The following is a 19463-nucleotide window of genomic DNA, read 5'->3' as shown; positions in this document are numbered from 1 at the left end:
CTTTTTAAGATGTGCTTGTAAGCAGAAGGATTAGCCTTCTTTTTGCTCCAGCGTTTGCAGCAGACGGTCAGCAGGCAGGTAACCGCCCAGCATGGTGCCATCTTCCAGCATGATTGCTGGTGTGCCCGTCACACCCATAGACGAACCCAGTGCCATGTGGCGACGTACCAGATCGGTACAGGCTTCGGTTTCGTCTTCAAACTTGCGTGCTTTCGCCAAATCCATTGCTTTGGCTTTGTCGTCAGCACACCAGATTGCGCTCATTTCACCAATGTTAGGTGAACGCTCGCCCGAGCGAGGGAACGCCAAATAGCGCACCGTGATACCCAGATCGTTGTATTGCTGCATCTCACGGTGAAGCTTCATGCAGTAACCACAGGTGGTATCGGTAAACACGTTCACTACGTATTTCTCGTTTTTCGCTGGGTACACGATCAGCTCTTTCTCAACACCCGATGCGTCAAACATTTTCTTGTTGCGCTTGGCTTGAGTAATTTCTGTCATGTTGATGGATTCGGTCGCGGTCGTGTGAAAGAGTTGCCCATAGATGAAATACGACCCGTCTTTGTTGGTGTACACCACGCCACCATTGGTGACGACTTCGTACATCCCTTCAAGGGGCAGTTTCTCTACTGACTCTACATTCAGTCGGTATTTTGCCAACACTTCCGCAATCGCCGCCTTGTCTGCACCTTCAGCAGCATACGCGCCGGCAGACAGCATTGCAGATGCCATGACGACACTTGTCAGTAGTCGTTTGAATTTCATCATTACTTTTGTCCTGAAAAAAGCAAAGCCTTCGGCTTCGCGGCAACGGTTAACTTCTCAGACCGGAAAAACAGGAAAAAATCCCGCTTCAGGCAATTTTTTTAATGCGAAAAGCATTATGCACGAGGATGGTGTTCCTGATGCAATTGTTTTAGTCGCTCTGTCGCAACATGGGTGTAAATTTGCGTGGTAGACAGGTCGCTGTGCCCCAAGAGCATCTGGACGACACGCAAATCTGCGCCGTGGTTTAGCAAATGGGTCGCAAAGGCATGGCGTAACACGTGCGGCGAGAGCAAGTCGCTATCGATATTCGCCAGTGCCGCATAAAACTTAATACGGTGCCAAAAGGTCTGACGGGTCATCATTCGGGCGCGACGGCTTGGGAAAAATACGTCTGACGTTTGCTCACCCAGTAACGCCGGACGGCTGTGGGCGAGGTAGCGATCCAGCCAATCAATGGCCGCTTCGCCCATCGGTACCAAACGCTCTTTGCCGCCTTTACCAATCACGCGCACCACGCCTTGGCGAAGGCTGACGTTTTCGGTGGTCAAACTGATTAGCTCGGTCACGCGAAGCCCCGTGGCGTACAAAAGCTCCATCATGGCTTTGTCGCGAAGCTCCAGCATGTCTTCTTCATCTGGCGCATCGAGCAGTGCTTCCACTTGTTCTTCGCTCAAATCTTTCGGTAAACGCTTTGGCAGCTTAGGGCTGATAAGGTTGGCCGTCGGATCATCCTCACGCTGCTTTTCGCGATAAAGATATTGAAACAGTCGACGCATCGCCGACAACATGCGCGCCCGGCTGGTTTGCTTGTAATCCTGATCAAACAGCCAATGTTGATAGTCTTGCAAGGTGCTCGGCGTTACCTTGATCAACAAGATGTTCTTCTCTGCCAGCCAGTGACACAGTTTCATCAGATCATTTCGGTAAGAGGTAAGGGTGTTTTCCGACAATCCCCGCTCCATCCACATTGCATCTAAAAACTGTTCAACCAGTGCTGCGTTTTGTTCCACGTTTCACTCACTTTCGTACGCTTTTTCTGTCGCCAAACTACCCTACCACCAACGGATTGCAAAGGGTTACCCGCCTAACCTAATGAAGAAAGGCGACGTTTTATCCAAATATCCCATTTTATTAAGGGTAGAGATAGAATGCGTCGAGGGGTAGAATCGCGCCAGAAGGCACAGCAGGATTGAAACATGAAAATAGGTTTGTTTTACGGCTCGACGACGTGTTACACCGAAATGGCAGCGGAAAAAATCCGCGACATTCTGGGCGATGATCTGGTCGACATCCACAATATCAAAGACACCCCAGTCGCGACGATGAACCAATACGATCTTCTGTTGCTCGGCATTTCCACATGGGATTTCGGTGAACTGCAAGAAGATTGGGAAGCAGTGTGGTCTGAGCTAGATGGCTTGCAACTGCAAGGCAAAGTGGCGGCATTGTTTGGCCTTGGTGACCAAGAAGGTTACGCAGAGTGGTACTTGGATGCCATGGGCATGCTGCATGACCAACTGCTGCCAACCGGCCTAAAGTTTATCGGCTACTGGCCAACTGACGGCTATACCTTTGAAGCGTCAAAAGCGGTTACCGAAGACGGTACCCAGTTCGTCGGTTTGGCGTTGGATGAAGACAGTCAATACGATCTGAGCGATGAGCGTATCGCAAGCTGGTGTGAGAAAGTACTGGTCGAATATCAGGACATGCTCTGAGGCTCAACTCACCCTCGTCGCATCACCCCAAAACGGCTTTCCAGCCATAAAAAAACCACCGCAAGCGGTGGTTTTTTCGTATTCGTGTATCGCTTATGCGTGGCTTGAATCGCCTTTGCTTTCACCTGCGAAACGAACCGCAACCAGTGCAACAACCGTTGGCAGCAACCAAGCCATGCCGTAGTTGAACAGTGGCAGCACTTTCAGCGCAGACACATCAACACCTGCAACTTTTGCCGCATCAAACAGTGCAAACACCAAAGACACGCCAAGAACGACACGGTATGCCAACGCTGGGTTAGGCATGAAACGACGCAGGAAGGTCAGTGCAATCAGCGCAATCGCCACTGGGTACAGTGCGAACAGTACTGGTACCGAAATCGCAATCAGTTGGTTCAGACCTACGTTTGCAACCACAGCACAAGCGATAGACAGGATCACTACCCATTGACGGTAAGTGATTTTCGTCAGTGTGCTGAAGTAATCAGAACACGCAGAAACCAGACCGATAACCGTGGTCAAACACGCCAGTACGATAATCGTAGACAGAATGATCTGACCCGCAGGGCCAAACAGTGCCATTACGTATGCAGACAGAATCGCACCTCCATTCGTTGCACCTGCCGCAACGCCCGTTGCTGTCGCCCCCAGGTAGAACAGAGACACGTACACGAACGCCAGACCTGCAGCCGCGATAACGCCCGCGTAAATCAGGTATTGGCAGGTCTTCGCTTGGTCAGTGATGCCTTTCTTACGGATAACGTCAACGATCAGCATACCGAACATCAGCGCAGCGAACGTATCCATGGTGTTGTAGCCTTCCAGGAAGCCAGTCGTAAACGCTTGGTCTACATACGCGCCCTGCGCAGCAACGATGTCACCTTGTGGATTAACCACAACAGCAATCGCCAGAATCGCCAGTGCAGCAAACAGTGCAGGCGTCAGCAGCTTACCAATGGTGTCGATCAGTTTGCCTTGAGACAAAGAGAAGAACATGGCAACTGCAAAGAAAATAATGGAGAAGATGGTCAATTCAAACTGACCTACGTCGCCCAAAAATGGCTTAAAGCCCATTTCGTAAGCAACAAGGCCGGCACGAGGTGCTGCAAAAGCTGGACCGATAATAATGAAGATCAGCACCGCCATCAGTGTTGCTACAGATGCAGGGAGGTCACGCGTCAAGCCTTTCCAGCCGCCACCAGCAACCGCTACCGCAATGATACCAATAAGAGGAAGACCTACTGCGGTGATAAGAAAACCGAACATTGCAGACATGGTGTGTTCACCCGCCAGAAAACCTGCCAGCGGTGGGAAGATGATGTTGCCTGCTCCTAGGAAAAACGCAAAGGTCATAAAACCTAGCGCGAGTATGTCGCTAACCTTTAAACTCTCTCTCACTTCTTACTACCTATGTGTGTTTGCATATTATTTCTGTAATCAGCCGGTTAGCCTTTTGGTTATTTTTACTAAGCTTCACCGATTCAGCAGAATAATGACGAAGTTTCACCCTTCAGACAATAGGGCAATTAAAAATAGATGTTTAATCTATTTTTAATTAACAAAATGGCATTAAACACCAATCATGTTCATTTTTGCCGCATTTAGAAAAGTGTGGCACACAAAAATCAACAACAATGTAGCAACATTTTTAACCATTTTTTAAGGTTTGAGTGCGTACGTCTTCTGGAGGAATTTTGAACAAACGCTTTCAATTCAAGCAGTTTGCTATCGACGATAAAGGCTGCGGTATGCCAGTCAGCACTGACGGCGTCTTGCTAGGCGCGTGGGCGCAAGCTGCAGAAAACGCCGCCATCCTTGATATCGGCACTGGCACTGGGCTGCTGGCTCTGATGATGGCGCAGCGTTTTCCCTCATCACGCATTACCGCGTTAGATATTGATGAGCATGCAGCCAAGACGGCGACATTCAATGCAGAACAATCTGCTTGGTCTGCGCGCATTGATGTTCTGGTGCAAGATGTCACGCGTTGGGAAAACAACGAACAATTTGATGTCATCATCTGCAATCCGCCCTATTTTAATTCGGGTCTGCAAGCGGACGATGCAAGACGTGCAACTGCAAGACATACAGACACACTCTCCCATGACATGCTGTTAAAGGTGATCGCGTCTCGACTATCACGCAATGGCATCGCCTATTTGATATTACCTTCATATGAGGCGGATCAATTGGTGGCAAACAGCCCAAAACACCAATTGCATTGTCACAAGGCGCTGGAGGTAAAGACCACACCAACAAAACCCGTCAACCGAAAACTGCTGGCATTGTCGGCAACACCAACGGATAAGACACTGACAGAAACACTGATTATTCAATCAGATAACGCCTATACCGACGAATTTGTGGCGTTAACGAAAGAGTTTTACCTCAAGATGTGACACGCTCACTTGAAATTGTGGCGATTTCATAGGTGATAAATCACGCTAAGCGATGCATCTTGAGAGAATTTGGGTATATAATCCGCCCCCTAACTTTGAGTGGAGAAACTACGCGTGCGAACTTTTGCTGAATTAGAACTGGATCCTCAACTGCTTTTGGCCGTGGATGACATGGGCTTTGAGCGACCAACAGCGATTCAGGCTGACGTGATCCCTCATGGAATGGATGGCCGTGATGTACTGGCGTCTGCGCCAACAGGGACAGGTAAAACAGCCGCATTTGTTCTGCCTTTATTGCAGCACTTGCTGGACTACCCACGTCAGAAACCTGGCCCTGCACGCGCACTGATCCTGACTCCTACTCGTGAACTGGCTATCCAGGTTGCCGATCAAGCTCGCGCACTGGCGAAGTACACTGATCTGAAAATCATCACCATCACTGGCGGTATCTCTTACCAAGAGCACGCAAACATCTTGGGCAAAACTCAAGACATCGTGGTTGCGACCCCAGGCCGTTTGATGGAATACGTGGAAGCCGAGCGTTTTGACTGCCGCGCAATCGAAAGCTTGGTGCTGGATGAAGCTGACCGCATGCTGGACATGGGTTTCGGCCCAGCGGTAGATCGCCTGTCGCACGAATGTCGCTGGCGTAAGCAAAGTATGCTTTTCTCAGCAACGCTGGAAGGTAAAGGCATCGACGGTTTCAAAAACACGCTGCTGACCGACCCGGTTGAAGTGGTTGCAGAGCCACCACGCCGTGAGCGCAAGAAAATCACTCAGTGGTACTACCGCTGTGACGATATGGCGCACAAGAACGCCTTGCTGAAGTCAATTCTGACTGAGCAAGCTGAGCGTGCCATTATCTTTATCAAAACCCGTGAGCGTCTGGCTGCTCTGCGTGAAGAGCTGACCAAAGCGAAAATCCCTTGTGCATGGCTGCAAGGTGAAATGGCGCAAGCGAAACGTACCTACGCGGTAGAGCGTTTCACTAAGGGTGAAATCAATGTTCTGTTGGCGACGGACGTTGCAGCACGTGGTATCGACGTGCCAGATATCGACCACGTTATTAACTTCGACTTGCCACGCAAGGCGGACGTTTACTTGCACCGTATCGGCCGTACCGCACGCGCAGGTAAAAAAGGTAATGCGATTTCACTGGTTGAAGCGCACGACCAACCAATGATGGACCGCGTTTGCCGTTACATGAAAGAAGACGTTAAAGAACGTTACATTGATGGTTTGAAGCCGAAACATAAGAAAGCTGAATTTAAGAAGAAAAAGAAAAAGCTGAGTAAAAAAGAAGTCAAAGGAAAAGCCAAGAAAGTGGCGAAAAAAGCAGCGAAAAAAGCAGATAAAACAACTGACTAACAGCTAAACAATCTAATTAAACAATTAAAAGGAGGCGTAATGCCTCCTTTTTTCGTTTTTGGCGCTTAGTCGCAGCAAATTATGCCAATTGGATAAAGGATAAGCAGTTGAAGATCATGATCACAATCCGTCACACTGATAACACAAAATGTTAACAATAAGTAACGAATTGAGATTATTCTTCGGCAGGATATTAAATGATCTATCCAATATTTCATTTTAGAGGGACCTATCAATGCAATCTGTTGTTGATTTTTTGAACAGCATTATCTGGAGTCCAGTACTTGTGTACATGTGTCTGGGCGCAGGTTTGTTTTACTCCATCATTACGCGCTTTGTACAAGTTCGTCAGTTCGGCGAAATGACCCGCCTACTCTTTTCAGGCAAAAGCTCTTCCAAGGGCATCTCATCATTTCAGGCGTTAGCCGTTTCGCTCTCTGGTCGTGTCGGTACAGGTAACATCGCAGGTGTGGCTGCGGCCATCGGTTTCGGTGGCCCTGGTGCCGTCTTTTGGATGTGGATTGTTGCCTTCCTAGGTGCAGCAACGGCCTACACCGAATCTACGCTCGCTCAAATTTATAAAGAAGAAGACGACGGCGAGTTCCGCGGTGGTCCGGCGTACTACATCGAAAAAGCCATGGGCCAAAAATGGTACGCGTGGCTATTCGCTATCGCGACGATTTTTGCATGTGGTGTTCTGCTACCGGGCGTTCAGTCCAACAGCATCGGTAATGCTATCGAAGCAGCCTTTGGCTCAGGTGACATGATTGAAACGGCCGTGGGTACGTTCAGCGTGGCGAAAATCACAACGGGCGCATTCATTTCCGTACTGCTAGCGTTCATCATCTTTGGTGGTGTAAAACGTATCGCAAGCTTCACACAAATTGTGGTGCCATTTATGGCACTGGCCTACGTCATCATCGCGTTCGTTATCATTCTTCTGAACATCACGGAAGTACCCGCGATTGTGATGCTGATTGTCGGTGATGCCTTCAACCCAATGGCAGGCTTTGGTGCCGCAATTGGTTGGGGGGTTAAACGCGGCATTTACTCAAACGAAGCAGGTCAAGGGACCGGTCCTCACGCTGCCGCGGCAGCAAACGTTGACCATCCCGCACAACAAGGTCTGGTCCAGTCGTTTTCTATCTACATCGATACCCTACTGGTGTGTTCTGCCACGGCATTTATGATTCTGATTACAGGCGCATACAATGTTCATGGTCCAGGCGAAGCTTTATCGTTCAGAACCTGGCAGCTGAAATCAGTGCTAATGGTCCTGTATTCACACAGCTTGCGGTTGAAAGCACTATGCCAGGCTGGGGTAAACCATTCATTGCTGTTGCCCTGTTCTTCTTCGCCTTCACCACCATTTTGGCGTACTACTACATCGCTGAAACCAACATCGCTTACTTACGCCGCACGGTAAAAGTGCCGGGCATGATGTTTGTGCTGAAGCTGGTTTTGATTGCGGCTGTTTTCTACGGAACGGTCAAAGCGGCGGGTCTTGCTTGGGCGATGGGTGATATTGCGTCGGCTTGATGGCATGGCTGAACATCATCGGTATCTTGATCATCTTCTTCTTGAGCAAACCCGCACTGAAAGCGTTGAACGATTACGAGCGTCAACAAAAAGAAGGCGTCACAGAATACACGTTTGACCCTGTGAAACTCGGCATCAAGAATGCTGATTATTGGGAGCGTAGACTAGAACGTAGAACCCAAGCGTCATCGTCCGCGTCTGACGACAAACCGGGCGAGCCTGTTAACCCGACAGCGTAAGCCTGAATAGCAAGCACAAAAAAGGTTAGCCGAGGCTAACCTTTTCTTTTTCTTACTGTTTGATCGCTGAATCACTGCTCTTCGCGTTTAAACACTAACTCTTTGTCGTTAGATTCTTCCGCGCAGAACCAGTAACCCGCCGTATCAAACGCTTTCAGTGCCTCAACCGAGTCGATGCGGTTGTCGATGATGTAACGCGCCATCATGCCGCGCGCTTTCTTGGCAAAGAAGCTGATCACCTTGTACTGACCGTTCTTGCGGTCTTTAAACACTGGCGTGATGATTTGGCCTTTCAACTTGGCGGGTTTCACTGACTTGAAGTACTCGTTAGATGCCAAGTTCACCAACACCTCATCGCCTTGACTCTCCAGTGCGTCGTTCAGCGCATTGGTAATGATGTCACCCCAGAATTGGTACAAGTTAGTACCACGACCGTTTTCAAGGCGTGTGCCCATCTCAAGGCGGTATGGCTGCATCAAATCGAGCGGACGCAGCAAGCCATAAAGGCCAGAAAGCATACGCAGGTGATCTTGTGCCCAGCTAAAGTCCTCGTCTGACAAGGTTTCAGCTTCTAGGCCGGTGTAAACGTCGCCTTTGAATGCCAACACCGCTGGACGCGCGTTTTCCGTCGTAAACTCGGTAGACCACTCTTCAAAGCGCGCTGCGTTTAGCCCTGCAATCTTATCGCTGACTTTCATCAGGCCGGAGATATCTGCGGGCGTGAGCGTTCGGCACACATCAATCAGCTCTTTTGCATGTTCAACAAACATTGGCTGGGTGAAGCGTTCAGTTGCCAGAGGTGACTGGTAGTCCAAAGTTTTCGCTGGAGAAACCACGATCAGCATAGTGTCATTCCTTTCAAATAGTTGTCCTCAAGGTTACCACCCGGAACAAAAAAAGCCACGCTTGAAGGCATGGCTTTTTCCGATAACTGCAATAGAGATTACCGAAGACGGTTAGCGGCTTGGCTCCGCTTTCTCTTCTGCTTTACCCCATACGCCAGGCTCAATTTGATTCAAAAGCTCTGGGTGATTGCGGCTGTTGAATGACGGGATTTTGCCGCGCACCAACTGTTGATTGTAATCTTTCGCCAGCTTCACCACTGTGCCTGAGAGCAGCAAGATAGCAATCATGTTCACAATGGCCATCAAGCCCATTGAGGTATCAGCCATGATCCACACCACAGGCAACTCTGCCAGCGCGCCAAACATCACCATGCCCAGCACCACACAGCGGAAAATGTTCAATCCGAACTTGTGGTTGTGCTCCAGAAACATCAAGTTGGTTTCCGCGTAAGAATAGTTAGCAATGATCGAGGTGAACGCAAAGAAGAATATCGCCACCGCGATAAAGATACCGCCCCAGCTTCCTACTTCACTGGTCAGCGCGCGCTGTGTTAATTCGATACCCGTGATTTCACTGCCTGGCATGTATTCGCCAGAGATCAGGATGATCGCTACCGTCGCGGTACAGATAACAATGGTGTCCACAAACACGCCCAGCATCTGCACATAGCCTTGCGACGCAGGATGTGGCGGATATGGCGTTGCACTGGCCGCTGCGTTAGGTGCTGAACCCATACCGGCTTCGTTTGAGAACAGACCGCGTTTGATGCCCTGCACCATGCCCTGCGCAATGGTATAACCAACAGCACCCGACGCGGCTTCTTCCAGACCAAATGCACTGCGGAAGATGAGCGAGAGTACCTCTGGCACTTTCTCCAAGTTGGTCAGCATGATGTAAAACGCCAGCGCAAGGTAAAGCATGGCCATCACAGGCACGATAAGCTCTGCAGTACGGGCGATTTTACGGATACCACCAAAAATCACAAATGCAGACAAGAATACCAGTGCGATCCCCACATACAGCGGGTCAAAGCCAAAGGCAACGTAGGCGGCTTGAGTAATAGAGTTGGCTTGTACTGAGTTGAACACCAGACCAAACGCAATGATCAGCAAGATGGAGAACACCACACCCATCCAGCGCATACCGAGGCCTTTCTCCATGTAATACGCAGGACCACCACGGAAGTTACCGTCATCGTCACGCGTTTTGTAGAGCTGTGCCAGCGTGCTTTCCGCAAACGCGGTTGCCATACCGAGAATGGCAATCAGCCACATCCAGAAAATCGCACCGGGTCCACCAAGGGTCAACGCAACGGCGATACCCGCCATGTTTCCGGTACCGACACGAGCAGCGAGGCTTGTACAAAGCGCTTGGAAAGAAGAAATGCCTTCACTGTCTGATTTACGGCTGTTTTTCATCACACTGAACATGTGCCCAAAGTGACGAAGTTGAATAAACCCAAGTCGTAGCGTGAAAAAGATGCCGCCACCGATCAAAAGATATATGAGTACAGAACCCCATATCAGATCGTTCAAAAAGTTAATAAGACTTACCACGCCTCCCCCTCTGTACGTATAAACATTCTCGCAACGTAAGAATCCCCGGTGATCGAGGGTGCGATGAGATGCAACTGACATCGTTGTCAGCGAATAAAGATGTGGGCATTCCAAGCAGATCGGCTCGAAACCCCGAAAATGTGCCGTTTTTGTATTGTTTTATTGAGCGTAGCTCACAAATTTCCGCGAGATGATGAAGGTTGAGGCCTGAAAAAGCAATATGCATAAGGTTGCATTTATCTTTTTCACGACATTTGGTTTTTATCATGCACCGCTGCTGAAAAATACATCGTCCACACATTATTCCAACACGCACACAACATCCGTATTCGGTCAATTTGTCGTTGTGAAACAACCGAGCAGACACACTCAACACCCAAAGTGTGCCCATATGACAGTGGCTTGCCGTGCATTTTGTTACGAGTACTAAACATTTAATTTCCGCCATTTACAGGGGGCTTAGATGCTTGAAAAGTAACCACAACACAAGGAAGGGTGATGTCACTCTCATAAAAACTTCACTGAGGTGCAACAAATGAGAAACACTTCAATTTTATTTTGGGGAAGGTTTGATACTTAAATACTGACCGCACGGCAACATGAGGTGAATTTATGGATAGCTTTGCCTTCGATGATATTTTCGATCAAGACAGAACACAACGCGGTGGACGCTCTAAGCAAGTCAAACGCAAGTGGAGAGAAATTGAGGCCCTGAAAGACAGACAGCGCCTTAGAAAAGAGTTGCAAGACATCGATATGCTCGGTGATTTTAACGATAGTGACTTTGACTTTTAACCCTCTGTTTTCTATCAGCCGTTCAACTTAAATAACGCATCCTTTTGCGCTCCTAATCTAAAAAGGCACCTTGTCAGTGCCTTTTCTGTTTTATCTCTATACCCAAACAAGCTGACAAGATCAGGCTTTCAATGCCGCAGCCAATTCTACGAACTTATCCGACACTGTGTCGCCAAACAGTGGGTCACTCAATTCGTCGTCCCACTGCGATTGTAAATACGCCCAGTCTTCGGTGCTCAGTTGCTTTTCAATCAAAGGTAAAATGTCGCGCTCTTCAAGCTCAAGGTGCTCGCGCTGACTAACAACAAAGCGGTTAAGCTTCTCAGCAAACAGATCCAGTGGGATAACCGCATCCATCAAAATCATATCAACAGTATCGGCGAACTCTGCTGTTAGGCTCGCTAGGCTGTCGTGCTCAGCATCCAGTCGTGCCACCGCTTCAGCATCTTTGTATTTGTCGATATAGAAGTGGTAAATCAAATCTTCTTTTGGGTGGTGGTATTTTTCCGCATGCTCTTGAAGATAGAGCACCGCATCACGGATCAAGCTGTAGTTGACGGGTTTTTCGCTTTTAATCGCGGTCAGCTTTTGAGTCAGAAGCTTGAGCAGCTTACTGATATTGTTGTGATCTTTATGAATACTGGCTACTAACATAGCGGCTTCCTTCCTTTGATTATTATTTCTCCAATCCCTCCAGTCTAACCAGCCCTTTTCAAGACAAATTGAGCGTGGTCATTTTTTGTTCAGTTAATTGGTGGAAGCAATGTCAAAGAAAAAGCCCGCGATCCATTTCACTGAATGCGGGCTGATACCCAAACGCGCCGAAGATGCAGGATTCAGGTTGTTTGGATAGATAGAAAGTGTGTTGTTTACGCGTCGAGATCCGGCTGCCAATTGATTGGGGCTTTACCCATTTGACCCAGCAAGGTGTTCGTCGACGAGAAGTGCTTACATCCCAAGAAACCGCGGTGTGCGGAGAGTGGCGATGGGTGCGGTGCTTCCAACACATGATGACGTTGGCGGTCGATCACGCGTCCTTTTTTACGCGCATGGGAACCCCACAGCAAAAAGACCACACCTTCACAATGCTGGTTTACCGCTTCAATCACGCGATCCGTGAACGTTTCCCATCCAAGATGAGCATGAGAGTGTGCGTTGCCCTGCTCTACCGTCAGCACAGTGTTTAACAGCAGCACACCTTGGTCAGCCCAGCTTTTCAAATAACCATGGCTTGGAATGCTAAAGCCGTCGATATCCTGCGCCAGTTCTTTATACATGTTCACCAGCGACGGTGGCGGCTTGATCCCCGGCAACACAGAAAAGCACAGACCATGTGCTTGATTCGGGCCGTGATAAGGGTCTTGGCCTAAGATCACGACTTTTACATCGCTCAGCTCAGTAAAACGAAACGCGTTAAACACGTCTTCTTTTGGCGGATAGATCACTTTCCCCTGCTCACGCGCGTCTGCGACGTACGCCATGGTGTGTGTAAAGTAATCTTGTTCTTTTTCCTGACCAATCACATCGTGCCAGGTAATTACCTGTGTCATTTGAGCCCCAACTTGCCGAGTTTCGTTTAATTGACCGTGATTCTACGCGTTTATTGCCGAAGATGCTGTGACTTCGAATTGACGCAGGAGACGGATCTCATCCGCCCATTTCTCTGGCTTGATGGTTTCCAGTATCAGAGGAATGCCATCAAAGCGGGCATCTTGCATGATGACTTCAAAGCACGGCAATCCAATTTCCCCTTCACCGAGCGCATGGTGTCTGTCGACACGACTGCCAAACGGGGTTTTGGAATCGTTTAAGTGCATACCGCGCAGGTATTGAAAGCCAACAGTTTGGTCGAACTCAGCAAACGTGGTTTCTGCTGCACTGTGCGTGCGTAAGTCATAACCCGCCGCAAAAGCATGGCAGGTATCGATACACACACCTACTCGGGTTTTGTCTTCGACTTGCGCAATGATGGTGGCGAGCTGTTCAAAGGACCATCCTAGATTGGTGCCTTGCCCTGCGGTGTTTTCAATCACAGCCACCACTTCCGGTACTGCTTGATGCGCAAGGTTGATGGATTCTGCAATCAAAGACAAACAGGCGTCTTCACTGATCTTTTTCAAGTGGCTGCCCGGATGAAAGTTTAAAAGCGGCAGCCCAAGTTGTTTGCATCGCGCCATTTCATCAATAAATGCTTCACGAGACTTCACCAGCTTGTCTTCTTCCGGCGCGCCAAGATTGATGAGGTAAGAGTCGTGCGGCAGGATAGCTTCGGGTACAAACCCCAATTGACGGCAATTAGCTTTAAACGCGGCAATGGTTTGTGCCTCCAATGGCTTGGCAACCCACTGACGTTGGTTTTTGGTAAATATGGCAAAGGCATTTGCACCAATTTGTGCCGCATTCGCCGGTGCTTTGTCTACGCCACCGGATGCAGACACATGCGCACCGATATATTTCATCTCTAAACTCTCCACTTCGTAACCGACAACATTTTAAGTTACTTAGATCGACGATAAACAGGAATTTTACCGCCTTATCATTGGGCAATTTTGTAGTAATAAAATTACATATGTAATTTTAAGCAACAAATTGAAATGTTATCGATTTGTACAATTTCAAATACTTAATGTTTTATTGATTCAGAACAAGAAAATCATTGTTCGATTTTTGCATATTTTGATTGTAATTTGACTAAAATCAAAATAACCTTACAAACATTAAGGTATACAAGTACCCAGCTCATCAAAAGTTCGAAAATTAAAATCATCAAGCCTATCAAGGGGAAAGAATTATGATCACTGGTATTCAGATCACCAAAGCCGCTAACGACGACCTGCTGAACTCAATCTGGCTGCTGGACAGCGAGACTAACGAAGCACGTTGTGTTGCTGCAAAAGCTGGCTTCGAAGCAGACCAAGTTATCCCTGCTGCAGATCTGGGTGAGTACGAAAGCCGCGAAATCGCAATCGAAGTTCCTGCGAAAATCGAAGGCGGTCAACACCTGAACGTTAACGTACTGAAGCGTGAAACTCTGGAAGACGCTGCTAAGCACCCAGAAAAATACCCACAGCTGACTATCCGTGTATCGGGTTACGCAGTTCGCTTCAACTCTCTGACTGTTGAACAACAGCGCGACGTTATCGCACGTACTTTCACTAACTCTCTGTAATAGACAGTTAGCACGAATATAAAAAAACCGGCCACTGGCCGGTTTTTTGTTGTCTGCGTTTTACGCGAAGAATTAGCCCGCAACCTTCATCAGGTACTCGCGAAGCTGCGCAAAATCTGCATCTTGCTCAACAGAAAGCAGATCCATTACAGCGTGCTTTGCCAACGGACCTGGCAGCGGAATGTCTTGACCTAAGATCTCGTCAACCGACTCCTTGAACTTCGCCGGGTGCGCCGTACACAGGAACAGGCCATATTCGCCGTCTTGCAGTTGCTCTTCCAATACGCGGTAAGCAATCGCACCGTGCGGTTCACACAAGTAACCCGCCTCAAACATGGCTTTCAAGGTTACTGCTGTCTCTTCATCCGTCACAGCACCTGAGCCCAGTTCGTTCAGGCCCCAGCCTTTCACTTTGCAAAGCTCTTCAATGCGAGGCCAGTTGTTTGGTTGGCTCACATCCATGGCGTTTGACAGGGTTGGAATGGTTGCTTCTGGCGTCCACTCACCGGTTTTCAGGTAGCGTGGCACAGTGTCATTTACATTGGTTGCCGCGATAAAGCGTTTGATTGGCAAGCCTATCGCTTTTGCCAACAAACTGCCGTCAGGTTACCAAAGTTACCGCTTGGTACCGCAACCACCAGATTTTCACGCTGTTCTTTAGTTAGCTGAGAAGCCGCTTCAAAGTAGTAACAGATTTGCGCCATCAAACGGCTGATGTTGATGGAGTTTGCAGAGTTTAGGCCGATAGCGGCGCGCAGCTCCGCGTCATCAAATGCGTTCTTCACCATCGCCTGACAGTCATCAAACGTGCCATTGATTGCAACAGTGTGGATGTTGCCACCCAGCGTACAGAAGAGTTTTTCCTGCAACGGCTGATCTTGCCTTTTGGATACAAAATCACCACGTTGATGTTTTCCATGCCATAAAATGCATGGGCAACTGCCGCACCGGTATCACCGGATGTTGCGGTCAGAATGGTCACTTTACCACTGTCAGAGACCGCGGCCAGTGACTGCGCCATAAAGCGGCCACCGAAATCTTTGAACGCCAGTGTAGGGCCGTGGAACAGCTCCAGCGCACTGATTTTGTCCGTCACTTTCTCAACAGGTGCAGGGAATTGGAATGCAACGTCGACCATGCCGCGAACCGTGTCCGCAGACAGCTCTTCACCAATAAAGGCAGACAGAATATCGCTGCTACGGCTAACGAAATCTTTCGCCAGCAAGGCATCAACGTCGTCAAATTTTGGTAATTCGCTTGGGAAGAACAACCCCTGATTGCGGCCAAGTCCTTGCTTTACAGCTTGACCAAACGAGACCTGTTCATCGTTTTCTTTGATGTTGTATAGCTTCATAGTTCACTTCCTGTCACTGTCGAACCGGTCACATCCAATCGACAGATATGGACAAATCCTTCTTCATTCTGAACGTAATTTTCCTGTAGCCATTTGGCAACGCGCTCAGCGACCGCTTTGTCGCTGGTGATGCTGAACAGCGTTGGGCCTGAGCCCGAAATCCCGGTGGCCAATGCGCCCGCATCTTCTGCGTAGTGTCTTGCTTCTGCAAACCCTGGCAGCAATTTCTCGCGATACGGTTCAGCGACAACATCTTTGATCATGCTCGCCGCCAACTCGGGTTGACCAGAGTAACAGCCATGGATGAAGCCTGCCAGATGTCGGCCGTGATTAATCACATCCTGACGACGATATTGCGCAGGCAAAATCGCACGCGCTTCGGCAGTTGGCACCTTGATACCCGGATACGCCATCACCCAGTACCACTCGTCAAAACAAGGAACCTGCTGGCTGATGATGCCCATTTGCTCGACCATCAGCTGCAAGCCACCCAAGTAACACGGTGCGACATTGTCGTAGTGCAGACTGCCAGAAATCGCCGCTTCCATTTCCCCCATCAGGGCCAGAAGCGCGGTTCCATCTAAGGTTTCGTCATGGAATTTATTGAGCGCATCAAGGGCTGCAACGATTGAACACGCACTAGAACCCAACCCTGAGCCAATCGGCATGTTCTTCTCAAGCGTCATCGCCACATTGCGCATAGGCTCACCACGCTTTTCCATCTCACGACGGAACACGAGGTAGCACTGATAAACAATGTTCTCTTCCTGATTTTCAGGCAGTTTGTCGACAAAGCTGCCGACACACTGGAGTTGGAACGGCGTTGCACCGCCGTCCTCAACTTTTACGCGATCGCCCAGCAAAGTACCGTCAATAGGTGAAACTGCAGCACCCAGCACATCGAAGCCGACACTGACGTTGCCTATAGAGGCAGGTGCGTAAACGACAACACTCATCTTATACCCCCAATTTCCAGCCAAGCGTACGCATCAAGTCTGCGAACACACCCGCCGCCGTTACGGCCGTACCGGCACCGTAGCCACGCAGCACCAATGGAATTGGCTGGTAATAGCGGCTGTAGAACGCCAGTGCGTTTTCGCCTTCTTTGATTTTGAACATCGGGTCGTCGGCATCAACGGCTTGAATTTTCACCGAGCAGTTGCCTTTATCGATGCTGCCCACGTAGCGCAGCACTTTGCCTTCTGCGCGCGCATCTGCTGCCAACTTGTCGAAGTAGGCATCGGCTTCTGGCAATTTCGCCATAAAGGCTGCCACATCACCTGATGCATCAAAGCCCGGTGGCAGAGCTGGCTCAACCTCCACGTCTTCCAGTTCAAGGTGCATACCTGCTTCACGCGCAAGGATCAGAAGCTTACGCGCCACGTCCATGCCCGAGAGATCATCACGTGGATCCGGCTCGGTAAAGCCACTGTCGCGCGCAACGCTGGTCGCTTCACTGAAGCTTTGGCCTTCATCGAGCTTACCGAAGATGTGCGAAAGCGAACCAGAAAGAATACCGGTAAATTTCTCAAGCTCATCACCCGCTGCAATCAGATTCTGCAAGTTTTCGATAACCGGCAAACCCGCGCCCACTGTGGTGTCGTACATGAACTTACGGCGTGTTGCGCGTGCGGATTTACGTAGCTGTTGGTAGTACGCCATGCCCGCAGTGTTCGCTTTCTTGTTCGGCGTGATGACGTGGAAGCCCGCTGAAAGGAAGTCCACGTATTGATCAGCAATCGCCTGATCAGACGTACAGTCAATAAACACAGGGTTGATAACGTGGTTTTGCTGAACCAAACGCACCATGCGTGGCAAGCTAAATGGTTCATCCACTTTCGCCAGCTCTTCACGCCACGTGTTGAGGTCGATACCTTTGCTGTTTAGCAGCATGCCACGGCTGTTTGCCAGACCACACACGCGGATCACAATGCCTTGGTCGGCCAATTTCGCTTGCTGACGTTGCACCTGCTCCACCAGCTCACCACCAACGCCGCCCACACCAACAATGAACACATCCAAGTAGTGGTTAGAGTTAAACAGGTTTTCGTGACACGCTTTCACCGCTTCTGATACGCGGTCATCTGGGATAACCGCAGAGATAGAGCGCTCTGACGAGCCCTGCGCAATCGCCACGATATTCACGTTCACTTCTGCCAGCGAGGTAAAGAACTGAGACGCTACACCTTTGGCGGTACGCATTGCATCACCAACCAGAGACACAATCGCTACGTTGTCGACAAACTCTACGGGTTCTAACAGGCCATCTTTCAGTTCAAGCTCGAAGTTTTCTTGAAGTGCACGCACTGCCAGCGGCTTATCTTCAGCTTCGATACAGAAGCTGATGCTGTATTCAGACGAAGACTGGGTGATCAGTACAACGGAAACGCCCGCTGCAGACATGGCACCAAATACGCGAGCAGCCATGCCGACCATGCCTTTCATGCCTGGACCAGACACGTTCACCATGCTCAGTTTGCTCAAGGTAGTGATGCCTTTCACCGCCAAGTTATCTTCGTGGTTGTCGTTACCAATCAAGGTGCCAGCACCTTGTGGGTTGGCAGTGTTTTTAATCAGACATGGAATGTGGAAGCGAGCGATAGGAAGGATGGTTTTCGGGTGAAGCACTTTGGCACCGAAGTAGGAAAGCTCCATCGCTTCTTGGTAGCTGAGTGATTTTAGTAGCTTGGCATCGGGTACCAGTCTTGGGTCACAGCTATATACGCCGTCTACGTCCGTCCAGATTTCACAGCACTCTGCGCGAACACACGCTGCCAGTACTGCCGCTGAGTAGTCAGAGCCATTTCGACCCAGAGTGACCAACTCACCTTGTTCATTTGAAGCCGTAAAGCCCGGCATCAAACCGATATGACCAGCTGGAATAGGTTCTTTTTTGAAGCGGTCAGAAGACACTTCAATGTCGACCATGGCTTCAAGGTAATCGCCTTTCGCTTGGAGATAATGCACTGGGTCGATAACGAAGGTGTTGTAACCACGTGCTTGGAGAAGCGCAGACATGGTGGCAATAGAGAGACGTTCGCCTTTGCTGATAATGCGCGCGTAAATGTTGTCAGGGCAAAGACCCAGCAACGCGATACCATGAATGTATTGTTTGAGTTGCGCTAGCGTGCTGTCGAGAGCTTGATAAAGCGACGCTTTGTCGAAGTCAGCTTCCATCTCTGACAGGCCGTCAAAGAGTGCTGAGAAAATAGATTGGATTTCTGCAACTTGCAGTTCTGCTTCGCCGTGTTTGATTGTGTTTTCAATCACATCAACCAACGCGTTGGTGATCTTAGCCGGGGCGGATAGGACCGCCGACACCTCACTTTGACAGGTATTGCTGGTGATGATCTCAGCTGCTCTGCTAAATCTTTCTGCATTCGCTAGCGAAGTACCACCAAACTTTAAAACTCGCATCCTTTCCTCCAACTCCTTGTTGAATCCGAAAATTCAGTAAAAAACAGGTTAAAAAAAAGCCCGTACCTGTTGAGGGTACGGGCTTCTTTTAAAAATTCAGTGCATGTCAGCCCGCACCCTCACAAATGGTGATGGTAATCGTGGTAATAATGGTTGTGGTGCCGACTGCGTTAAACATGGTTAAAAACCTATCGTTTTGCCTTTCTATAACGTTTACAGAATGCAGCCTTTAAGGTCAACAAAAATTTAAGTTATCTCTCAAAAAAACGCTGTAATTCGCAACTCTTCATTATCA

16 protein-coding genes, 2 pseudogenes and 1 other annotated feature are annotated in these 19463 nt (G+C 49.2%); of the genes and pseudogenes, 7 read left to right on the top strand and 11 right to left on the bottom strand.

Going from position 1 to position 19463, the window contains the following annotated elements; genetic code table 11:
* Window positions 1-30 precede the first annotated feature (30 nt).
* A complete protein-coding gene (dsbC, locus tag ATN88_RS24925; protein WP_067420187.1) occupies window positions 31-768 on the bottom strand; it encodes a bifunctional protein-disulfide isomerase/oxidoreductase DsbC in 738 nt (245 codons plus the stop codon).
* Between the two features lie 116 nt (window positions 769-884).
* Window positions 885-1781: a site-specific tyrosine recombinase XerD gene (xerD, locus tag ATN88_RS24920; protein ID WP_067420138.1), complete on the bottom strand. Its 897-nt coding sequence runs from the start codon at window positions 1779-1781 to the stop codon at window positions 885-887.
* A gap of 186 nt (window positions 1782-1967) precedes the next feature.
* On the opposite strand from xerD, the gene fldB reads away from it, so the two are divergent.
* The gene (fldB, locus tag ATN88_RS24915) at window positions 1968-2486 is read left to right on the top strand and encodes a flavodoxin FldB (protein ID WP_067420137.1); all 519 of its coding nucleotides are present in this window, start codon (window positions 1968-1970) and stop codon (window positions 2484-2486) included.
* 93 nt (window positions 2487-2579) lie between these two features.
* Here fldB and brnQ read toward each other — a convergent pair whose 3' ends face one another.
* Window positions 2580-3884 carry a branched-chain amino acid transport system II carrier protein gene (brnQ, locus tag ATN88_RS24910; protein ID WP_083539575.1) on the bottom strand — a complete coding sequence of 435 codons (1305 nt, stop codon included), beginning with the start codon at window positions 3882-3884 and terminating at the stop codon, window positions 2580-2582.
* 296 nt (window positions 3885-4180) lie between these two features.
* Between brnQ and ATN88_RS24905 the strand changes: the two genes are divergently transcribed.
* From ATN88_RS24905 to ATN88_RS29050, 4 genes and pseudogenes are all read left to right on the top strand, one after another.
* Window positions 4181-4885: a tRNA1(Val) (adenine(37)-N6)-methyltransferase gene (locus ATN88_RS24905; protein WP_067420135.1), complete on the top strand. Its 705-nt coding sequence runs from the start codon at window positions 4181-4183 to the stop codon at window positions 4883-4885.
* Between the two features lie 114 nt (window positions 4886-4999).
* The gene (gene srmB, locus ATN88_RS24900) at window positions 5000-6253 is read left to right on the top strand and encodes an ATP-dependent RNA helicase SrmB (RefSeq protein WP_067420134.1); all 1254 of its coding nucleotides are present in this window, start codon (window positions 5000-5002) and stop codon (window positions 6251-6253) included.
* Between the two features lie 235 nt (window positions 6254-6488).
* Complete coding sequence (locus tag ATN88_RS28040; protein ID WP_408607737.1) at window positions 6489-7679, top strand: alanine/glycine:cation symporter family protein; 1191 nt, start codon at window positions 6489-6491, stop codon at window positions 7677-7679.
* Window positions 7562-8031 (top strand): annotated as a pseudogene (locus ATN88_RS29050) (alanine:cation symporter family protein). Before ATN88_RS28040 ends, ATN88_RS29050 begins: the two are co-directional and overlap by 118 nt.
* A gap of 71 nt (window positions 8032-8102) precedes the next feature.
* On the opposite strand, the gene yaaA reads toward ATN88_RS29050, so the two are convergent.
* Together yaaA and ATN88_RS24885 are read right to left on the bottom strand one after the other, a co-directional pair.
* Window positions 8103-8876: a peroxide stress protein YaaA gene (gene yaaA / locus ATN88_RS24890; RefSeq protein ID WP_067420133.1), complete on the bottom strand. Its 774-nt coding sequence runs from the start codon at window positions 8874-8876 to the stop codon at window positions 8103-8105.
* Window positions 8877-8987: 111 nt separating this feature from the next.
* A complete protein-coding gene (locus ATN88_RS24885) occupies window positions 8988-10433 on the bottom strand; it encodes an alanine/glycine:cation symporter family protein (protein ID WP_067420132.1) in 1446 nt (481 codons plus the stop codon).
* A 612-nt stretch (window positions 10434-11045) separates the two neighbouring features.
* Here ATN88_RS24885 and ATN88_RS24880 point away from each other — a divergent pair.
* Window positions 11046-11228: a DUF3545 family protein gene (locus tag ATN88_RS24880; RefSeq protein WP_067420131.1), complete on the top strand. Its 183-nt coding sequence runs from the start codon at window positions 11046-11048 to the stop codon at window positions 11226-11228.
* A 120-nt stretch (window positions 11229-11348) separates the two neighbouring features.
* Here ATN88_RS24880 and ATN88_RS24875 read toward each other — a convergent pair whose 3' ends face one another.
* The 3 genes from ATN88_RS24875 to nfo form a co-directional block, all read right to left on the bottom strand.
* Window positions 11349-11882, bottom strand: coding sequence for a hemerythrin domain-containing protein (locus ATN88_RS24875; RefSeq protein WP_067420130.1), 534 nt, complete (start codon window positions 11880-11882; stop codon window positions 11349-11351).
* Window positions 11883-12097: 215 nt separating this feature from the next.
* Window positions 12098-12778 carry a uracil-DNA glycosylase gene (gene ung, locus ATN88_RS24870; protein WP_067420129.1) on the bottom strand — a complete coding sequence of 227 codons (681 nt, stop codon included), beginning with the start codon at window positions 12776-12778 and terminating at the stop codon, window positions 12098-12100.
* Window positions 12779-12820: 42 nt separating this feature from the next.
* On the bottom strand, window positions 12821-13687 hold the full coding sequence (nfo, locus tag ATN88_RS24865) for a deoxyribonuclease IV (protein WP_067420128.1): 867 nt from the start codon (window positions 13685-13687) through the stop codon (window positions 12821-12823).
* Between the two features lie 332 nt (window positions 13688-14019).
* Here nfo and grcA point away from each other — a divergent pair, with 332 nt between their 5' ends.
* Window positions 14020-14397 carry an autonomous glycyl radical cofactor GrcA gene (grcA, locus tag ATN88_RS24860; RefSeq protein WP_067420127.1) on the top strand — a complete coding sequence of 126 codons (378 nt, stop codon included), beginning with the start codon at window positions 14020-14022 and terminating at the stop codon, window positions 14395-14397.
* Between the two features lie 72 nt (window positions 14398-14469).
* Here the strand turns inward: grcA and thrC are convergent.
* The 3 genes and pseudogenes from thrC to thrA all read right to left on the bottom strand — a co-directional run bounded on the left by thrC (window position 14470) and on the right by thrA (window position 19168).
* A pseudogene (gene thrC, locus ATN88_RS24855) lies at window positions 14470-15751 on the bottom strand (threonine synthase).
* Window positions 15748-16707 (bottom strand): homoserine kinase, encoded by a 960-nt coding sequence (thrB, locus tag ATN88_RS24850; protein ID WP_067420126.1) that lies wholly within the window; start codon window positions 16705-16707, stop codon window positions 15748-15750. Before thrB ends, thrC begins: the two are co-directional and overlap by 4 nt.
* 1 nt (window position 16708) lies before the next feature.
* Complete coding sequence (gene thrA / locus ATN88_RS24845) at window positions 16709-19168, bottom strand: bifunctional aspartate kinase/homoserine dehydrogenase I (protein ID WP_067420125.1); 2460 nt, start codon at window positions 19166-19168, stop codon at window positions 16709-16711.
* A gap of 49 nt (window positions 19169-19217) precedes the next feature.
* Window positions 19218-19336 (bottom strand) — a sequence feature (Thr leader region).
* Window positions 19337-19463 lie beyond the last annotated feature (127 nt).

This window comes from Enterovibrio coralii, assembly GCF_001559595.1.
Taxonomy (GTDB): domain Bacteria; phylum Pseudomonadota; class Gammaproteobacteria; order Enterobacterales; family Vibrionaceae; genus Enterovibrio; species Enterovibrio coralii.
The sequence above is the reverse complement of the archived record's forward strand: the minus strand, read 5'-3'. Positions and strand labels throughout refer to the sequence as shown.

Excerpts from the sequence above, each read along its gene's own strand:
- dsbC (WP_067420187.1), bottom strand. The coding sequence starts at position 768 with ATGAAATTCAAACGACTACTGACAAGTGTCGTCATGGCATCTGCAATG.
- fldB (WP_067420137.1), top strand. The coding sequence starts at position 1,968 with ATGAAAATAGGTTTGTTTTACGGCTCGACGACGTGTTACACCGAAATG.
- ATN88_RS28040 (WP_408607737.1), top strand. The coding sequence starts at position 6,489 with ATGCAATCTGTTGTTGATTTTTTGAACAGCATTATCTGGAGTCCAGTA.
- yaaA (WP_067420133.1), bottom strand. The coding sequence starts at position 8,876 with ATGCTGATCGTGGTTTCTCCAGCGAAAACTTTGGACTACCAGTCACCT.
- ATN88_RS24880 (WP_067420131.1), top strand. The coding sequence starts at position 11,046 with ATGGATAGCTTTGCCTTCGATGATATTTTCGATCAAGACAGAACACAA.
- ATN88_RS24875 (WP_067420130.1), bottom strand. The coding sequence starts at position 11,882 with ATGTTAGTAGCCAGTATTCATAAAGATCACAACAATATCAGTAAGCTG.
- ung (WP_067420129.1), bottom strand. The coding sequence starts at position 12,778 with ATGACACAGGTAATTACCTGGCACGATGTGATTGGTCAGGAAAAAGAA.
- nfo (WP_067420128.1), bottom strand. The coding sequence starts at position 13,687 with ATGAAATATATCGGTGCGCATGTGTCTGCATCCGGTGGCGTAGACAAA.
- grcA (WP_067420127.1), top strand. The coding sequence starts at position 14,020 with ATGATCACTGGTATTCAGATCACCAAAGCCGCTAACGACGACCTGCTG.
- thrB (WP_067420126.1), bottom strand. The coding sequence starts at position 16,707 with ATGAGTGTTGTCGTTTACGCACCTGCCTCTATAGGCAACGTCAGTGTC.
- thrA (WP_067420125.1), bottom strand. The coding sequence starts at position 19,168 with ATGCGAGTTTTAAAGTTTGGTGGTACTTCGCTAGCGAATGCAGAAAGA.